Consider the following 6360-nt stretch of genomic DNA (forward strand, 5'->3'; position numbering starts at 1 on the left):
AAAATGGTCGCCGCATTGATGTTTGGCACGCCAGAGAGCACGCGCGAGATTGTTAGAGCGCCGGGATAAAATCCGCTCGCAAGCCCTGAATTTCGCGCTCCCGTCTACGGCGATCTCTGGTTTATTTTGAGCCGTTGCGAGCTGCGAGGTCTAAATTTACGGCGTACGGCTTTGCAATCTGCGAGCAGGCGATTAAATTTAAAACAGTATCTTTGCTCGCTAGCTTTAAAATTTTACGTCGAGCCTTCGCAAACAACGCATGAAATTTAGATAAAACCGAAGTGCATAAATTTCCAAGCCTGTTAAATTTCATAAGATTTCGTATCTTGATATAAAATTTATCAAATTTACGCCATTTAAAGCAAAAACGTGGTATTTTACGCGCAAAATTTATTATCCAAGGAGAAAAAATGTGTAAAGATTGCGGCTGTTCAGTAGGCCATACTCACGAGGCGGGCGCCCATTCGCACGCAGATATGACACACGAGCATGTCCACACCCACGCGGACGGCACCGTCCACTCCCACACTCATATGCACGAGGCGGGGATCGATCACGAGCACGACGCGCACGATCACGTCCACGCAAATGTCGCTATCAGCGATGCTAAGACGATCGAGGTGATGAGTAAAATTTTAAGCGCCAACGACGAGGAGGCCGCTCACAACAGAGCCCATTTTGACGAGGATAAAATTTTATGCTTAAATTTGATGTCGAGCCCCGGTAGCGGCAAAACAACGCTGCTTGAGGCCACTATCAAAAGCGGCAAATTTAAAATCGGCGTCATTGAGGGCGATCTGGAAACCAACCGCGACGCCAATCGCATCATAAAAGCGGGCGCGCAGGCCCATCAGATCAGCACCGGCGAGACCTGCCATCTGGATGCCTTTATGGTTCACGAGGGGCTTCATCACATCGATACTAAAAATTTGGATCTGGTTTTCATAGAAAACGTCGGAAACCTCGTCTGCCCAGCGGCATTTGACGTGGGCGCGCACCTGAACGTAGTGCTTCTAAGCGTGCCCGAGGGCAGCGACAAAATCGCAAAATACCCGGTGATATTTCGCCGCGCAGACTGCGTCGTAATCACCAAAACAGCGCTGCTACCGCATTTTGACTTCGATATGGAGGAGGTGGTGCGCGAAGTGCACAAACTCAATCCGAAAGCCGACGTCATCGCTCTTGATAGCAAAAGCGGCGAGGGTGTGGAGAAATGGCTGAAATTCCTACAATACAAGAAGGAATTTCGTTAATGTGCCTTTCAATCCCTTCAAAAATCATCTCGATCGACGAAAATAATTTCGCGACGGTGGAGACTCTGGGCGTGCGCCGCGGCGTGAGCTTGGATCTGCTCCCTGAGCCCGCGGCGGTCGGGGAGTACGTGCTGATCCACGTTGGTTTTGCGATGGAGAAGATCGATACGCAGCGAGCGAAGGAGAGTATCGAAATTTACGAGCAGATCGCAAAGCAGATGAGAGCGGAAGAGAGCTCCGTATATCAAAGCATAGAGCCGAGAGCCGGCGCAGAGAATTAAAACGGCTTGCAAACCCGTAAAATTTAAGGTAAATAATGGATCTAATCAAGGATTTTAGGGATAAGGAGCTGATTTTAGCGCTTAGCAAGCTGATAATTTCCAAAAGCAAAAGGTCGCTAAACATCATGGAGATTTGCGGCGGACATACGCACTCGATCATGAAATTCGGCCTTCCTAGCCTGGTCGGCGACAATATAAAATTTATCCACGGCCCCGGCTGTCCGGTGTGTGTGATGCCGCGCAGTCGCATCGACGAGGCGATCAAGCTCGCCGCGATGCCGCAGAGTATTTTTTGCACTCTAGCAGACATGCTGCGCGTACCGGGCTCTCACACAAGCTTACAGAAGCTGCGCAGCGAGGGGCACGACATCAGGGCGCTTTATAGCCCGCTTGATTGCATAAAGATCGCGCAGGAAAATCCGCAAAAAACGGTGATATTTTTTGCGATCGGCTTTGAGACGACGACGCCGATGAGCGCCGTGCTTATCGATAAAGCGCTAAGCTTGGGGCTAAAAAATCTCTTTTTTCACATCAACCACGTTACGGTGCCCGCGCCTGTGCGAGCGATCTTGGACGATGCGAACGTGCAGATAGACGCGTTTTTAGGGCCTAGCCACGTAAGCGTGATCACCGGCGCGAAGGCCTACGAAAGTATCGCGCGCGATTATAAAAAGCCGATCGCCGTAAGCGGATTTGAGCCGCTTGACATAATGGCGGGCGTGTTAAATTTGGTGGAGCAGCAAAACGCCGGCACCTACGAGGTTTTCAACGAATACGAGCGCGTCGTAAAAGAGGGCGGCAACCAAAAAGCGCAAAATTTGATAGATAAATATTTTGAAATTTGCGATTTTTCGTGGAGAGGGCTCGGCGAAATTCCAAAAAGCGGCATGAAGTTGCGCCCGCAGTACGCGGCGCTGGATGCCAGAGTGCAGTTTGATTGCAGCGTACAGAGCGCTCCCGAGAGCAAGGCTTGTATCTGCGGCGAAATTTTGCGCGGCAAAAAAAGTCCGTATGATTGCAAGGTTTTCGGCAAGCACTGCACGCCTCAAAACCCGATAGGATCGTGTATGGTCTCAAGCGAAGGCGCATGCGCGGCGTACTATAAATACGGCGACGTCAAAAACGCGGGCTAAATTTTGCGCGCTGTATCCGGCTATCAGGGCGGAAATTTTAAAACAAGTCGTACTTTAAAATTTTAACCGAAGCGGAATGGTTGCGCTAAATTTGCTTTAAAATTTTGCGCGGCGTCGTATAGTAGCACGGCTTGTTCGGCTGCGCAATACGGGCTTTAAATTTTAAAACCGAGCGAAAAGGAAAAATTTGAACGAAACTATACTTTTAAGCCACGGCGGCGGCGGCGAAGAGATGAATAAGCTTATCAACGAGACGATCTTTGCGGTGTTTGATAATGAAATTTTGCGCGCCAACAACGACAGCGCGATACTAAATTTGAACGCAGAGGCGGGTTTTGACCGCGCGGCGAACTCTGCTTTGAATTCGGCGGCTAGTTTCGGCGGCGAGCTGGCTTTCAGCACCGATAGTTTCGTCGTCACGCCGCTGTTTTTTAACGGCGGCGACATCGGCAAAATCGCCGTTTGCGGCACCGTCAACGACCTTGCGATGGTGGGCGCCAAGCCGCTGTTTTTGAGCTGCGCGCTCATCATCGAGGAGGGGCTTAGCCTAAGCGAGCTGCGACGCATCCTGGACTCGATGGCGAGCACCGCGCGAAGCTGCGGCGTTCGCATCGTTTGCGGCGACACGAAGGTCGTGCCGCGCGGCAAATGCGATAAAATTTTTATCAACACTAGCGGAATCGGCCGTGTTTTGCGACCTGCGCGCGTGCAAAACATCAAAGCGGGCGCAAAAATCCTGCTTAGCGGCGACATCGGGCGGCACGGGGCGGTGATACTCGCGGCACGCGACGAGATCGCGCTAAGCAGCGAGCTGCAAAGCGACTGCAAACCGCTTTGCGCTGCGGTAGAAAAGCTGATCTCGCAAGGCGTGAAGATCCAGGCGATGCGAGATGCGACGCGCGGCGGGCTCAGCGCAGTTTTGAACGAATTTGCAAGCTCCAGCGGGCTTGAATTTTTGGTTCGCGAAGAGGATATCAAAATCAGAGACGAAGTAGTGGGTGTGTGCGAACTGCTGGGCTTTGAGCCGTACGAGCTTGCAAACGAAGGCACTTTCGTAGCGATCGTAGAAGATGACGTCGAGGCGGATCGGGCGCTTGATATACTGCGCGAATTTGATGCAAACGCCGCGATCATCGGCGAGGTATGCGAAGTAGGGCGCGGCGGAGGCGAATTTGGAGGCACTTTGGCGCCAAAGCTTAGCGCGCGAGACGAATTTATGGGCGCGAGCGACACGGACGCGGCGTCAGAAAATAGGGCGGGGCAATTTCAAGCTCCGTATGCAACAAGAGGGCGAGTGATTTTGCAAAACGCCTACGGCTCGCAGCGATTTTTGGAGCTTCCGAAAGGCGAGCTGCTGCCACGGATTTGTTAAATTTGCGTGCAAATTCGGCAAATTTAAGCCTAAATTTCAGGCGTATTTTTAAATTTACAACAAAATTTCGCATACAATACGGCACGGCCGTAAAATTTAGAGGAAAAAATGCATGAACTATCGATCGTAGCGGATCTTGTGTCGCTATGTGAAAAGGCGCTAAACGCTGAAAAAGCAAAGAAAAAAGGCGCGGCCGAGCAGGGCGGTAAAAATAGCTGCGACATCGCCGATACCGCCAATGAAAATACGGATTTCGCAAATACCAACATAGGCGCTAAGAATACCAAAAATACGAGCATTGCGGATACGGACTCGAACGACAAAGCCGCCGTTTTTGCTGAAAACTTGGATACGAATCTACAGGCGTCTTGTGATACGCCTAGCGCAAAAAGTCTGCAGATAAGGGAACTGCACGTAAAAATAGGGCGGCTAAGCGGCGTAGAATCGCATTATCTGCAAAACTGCTACGAAGTCTTTCGCGCAGGCACCGTCTGCGAAAATGCGGATCTCATCGTCCATACCCAAGAAATCGTCGTAAAGTGCAAAAACTGCGGTTTTAGTGGAGATTTGGCGCAGAACGACTTTTCTTGCCCGCGTTGCAAAAGCTCCGAAATCAGCGTAATCGACGGCGAGGATATGTATCTAATGCGCCTGGTTATTGAATAAAAGAGGGCCTTTTCTGGGCGCAAAACTTTCCATATTTTAAATTAACTCCTTACCATAAGCAAAATTTTGTTTCTGCCCAATTTAGATATTTATCTCCTATTTCATTCTTGCAAAAACATATCTCGTCCTGTTGATTTCATTTGAAGTCACGCTAAATCTATATTTATGAAAAGTTCTTCCAAATAAGCGCCGAATGAATCAAAAATACATGAAATTATTCATATAATTATACGTGAATTTCGTATTGAATTTTTACTTGAAAATTATAGTTTTCAATATAAAATTTCTAGAATTATGGGAACTATAGCGCTTTTCAACACTATTTATCGTATATCGACTCAAAGAACCCAAAGAGACCAAATGCGAAAATGCGAGTTTTCTCTATATATGAGTTTTTTACTTTGCTATCGTTCCATTTAGCTTTTAAATTTAAAGTCAATTACTTTATGATATAGACATGCCGCGCATGATAAATAAAATTTCATAATTTACTAACGCAAAAGCCAAATTGCCCTACGTTTACTCGTAGATTGATAATTTGCCCTATTTCGGAATTCAACCTTTTAGGCGAGATGGATTAAAATTCCCATTCAAATTTTAGCTTATACCCTCCTCCTCGTATCGCTCTTAGTAAATTTATCGCACTCGGCGCTAAATTTTAAAATTTGGTAACGCGGGGTTTCTAAAATTTATCTAAATTTCAAGCCCCGCAAGTATAATCTTCGCCATAAATTTTAAAATCTAAAGGTAAAAAATGAAGCGCGATACTTTAAGCGCCATAAAATTCCGCGGCATAGCCTCTAGCGTTTTATCGATCTGCTGCTACCTGATCATTTGGGCTTGTTGTGAGCTTTTGCATGATATTACGATGAGAGGATTTTTCGCCGTAGCCACCGCAATCGTCGCCGTGATTTTTACTTCGATGAGCTTTAAGCTTTCGGCAACCAAAATAATCTCGGATATCTCCGCTAGCAAAGTCTTTAACGCGTATCGCGCTATGTTTTTTGCCTACGCGATATATGCCGCCTTGCTGGGCGCGATGCTATGTTATTCGCTAAATTATACCGGTCTTGCTAGCTGGGATTACGCTCTGCAGCAAAACGGCAGCTCTTTCGAGGAGGCCTTTTATTGCACGATAGCTGCGCTTTATGTAGGCCTGGAGCATCTATCCGAGATCGGAAAATCTCAAATAATGGCTCTTTGGAGCACCGCAAATATTATGCTGGCACTCATCGTTCTTTGGAAGCGGGTCGCCACACTATACTTGCTCGGCAAGGCAAGCGGAAGCAAAATTTTCTATCTTTGCGCCGGGATAACTTTAATTTGGGAAGCGCTTTTTAAGCTTCTTGAAATACTCCACGTCGATAAGTCGTGGTATGGCAGCGCACCTGTCCGTTATGCTGCACTTACGGTAATCATTTTATCTGAAATTTTAGAACTTATCGCCTGGATTAGGATTAAAGGAATTTCAGGCGCGGAGCTTTGGAATAAAACCTTATGGACGACGCCTGCAAAATAAATCAAAAAACCAATCGGTTTCGCTGGGCATCGGGCAGTATCCGATTAGCCTAGAGGAGACGGGCAAAAATTTTTACTAGCAAAATTCTGCGTAAAATCACAAAATTCCGCCCTACGAAAGCATCTGAAATCCCCCC

Annotated in this window: 7 protein-coding genes; 6 read left to right on the top strand and 1 reads right to left on the bottom strand. The window is 47.8% G+C overall.

The window, feature by feature from the left end; translation table 11 throughout:
• Positions 1-121: 121 nt before the first annotated feature.
• On the bottom strand, positions 122-313 hold the full coding sequence (locus Q0174_RS00725) for a hypothetical protein (protein WP_298040957.1): 192 nt from the start codon (positions 311-313) through the stop codon (positions 122-124).
• Between the two features lie 97 nt (positions 314-410).
• On the opposite strand from Q0174_RS00725, the gene hypB reads away from it, so the two are divergent.
• The 6 genes from hypB to Q0174_RS00755 all read left to right on the top strand — a co-directional run bounded on the left by hypB (position 411) and on the right by Q0174_RS00755 (position 6224).
• Complete coding sequence (gene hypB, locus Q0174_RS00730) at positions 411-1253, top strand: hydrogenase nickel incorporation protein HypB (RefSeq protein ID WP_298040959.1); 843 nt, start codon at positions 411-413, stop codon at positions 1251-1253.
• Positions 1253-1534: a HypC/HybG/HupF family hydrogenase formation chaperone gene (locus Q0174_RS00735; RefSeq protein ID WP_298040960.1), complete on the top strand. Its 282-nt coding sequence runs from the start codon at positions 1253-1255 to the stop codon at positions 1532-1534. The genes hypB and Q0174_RS00735 overlap by 1 nt, the downstream gene beginning before the upstream one ends.
• Before the next feature lie 35 nt (positions 1535-1569).
• Positions 1570-2667, top strand: coding sequence for a hydrogenase formation protein HypD (hypD, locus tag Q0174_RS00740; RefSeq protein ID WP_298040962.1), 1098 nt, complete (start codon positions 1570-1572; stop codon positions 2665-2667).
• Between the two features lie 187 nt (positions 2668-2854).
• Positions 2855-4039 carry a hydrogenase expression/formation protein HypE gene (hypE, locus tag Q0174_RS00745; protein WP_298040964.1) on the top strand — a complete coding sequence of 395 codons (1185 nt, stop codon included), beginning with the start codon at positions 2855-2857 and terminating at the stop codon, positions 4037-4039.
• Between the two features lie 108 nt (positions 4040-4147).
• The gene (locus Q0174_RS00750) at positions 4148-4705 is read left to right on the top strand and encodes a hydrogenase maturation nickel metallochaperone HypA (RefSeq protein WP_298040965.1); all 558 of its coding nucleotides are present in this window, start codon (positions 4148-4150) and stop codon (positions 4703-4705) included.
• 754 nt (positions 4706-5459) lie between these two features.
• Positions 5460-6224: a hypothetical protein gene (locus Q0174_RS00755; protein WP_298040967.1), complete on the top strand. Its 765-nt coding sequence runs from the start codon at positions 5460-5462 to the stop codon at positions 6222-6224.
• Positions 6225-6360 lie beyond the last annotated feature (136 nt).

The sequence above is a fragment of the uncultured Campylobacter sp. genome (assembly GCF_937996225.1).
In the GTDB taxonomy this organism is placed as follows: Bacteria; Campylobacterota; Campylobacteria; order Campylobacterales; family Campylobacteraceae; genus Campylobacter_B.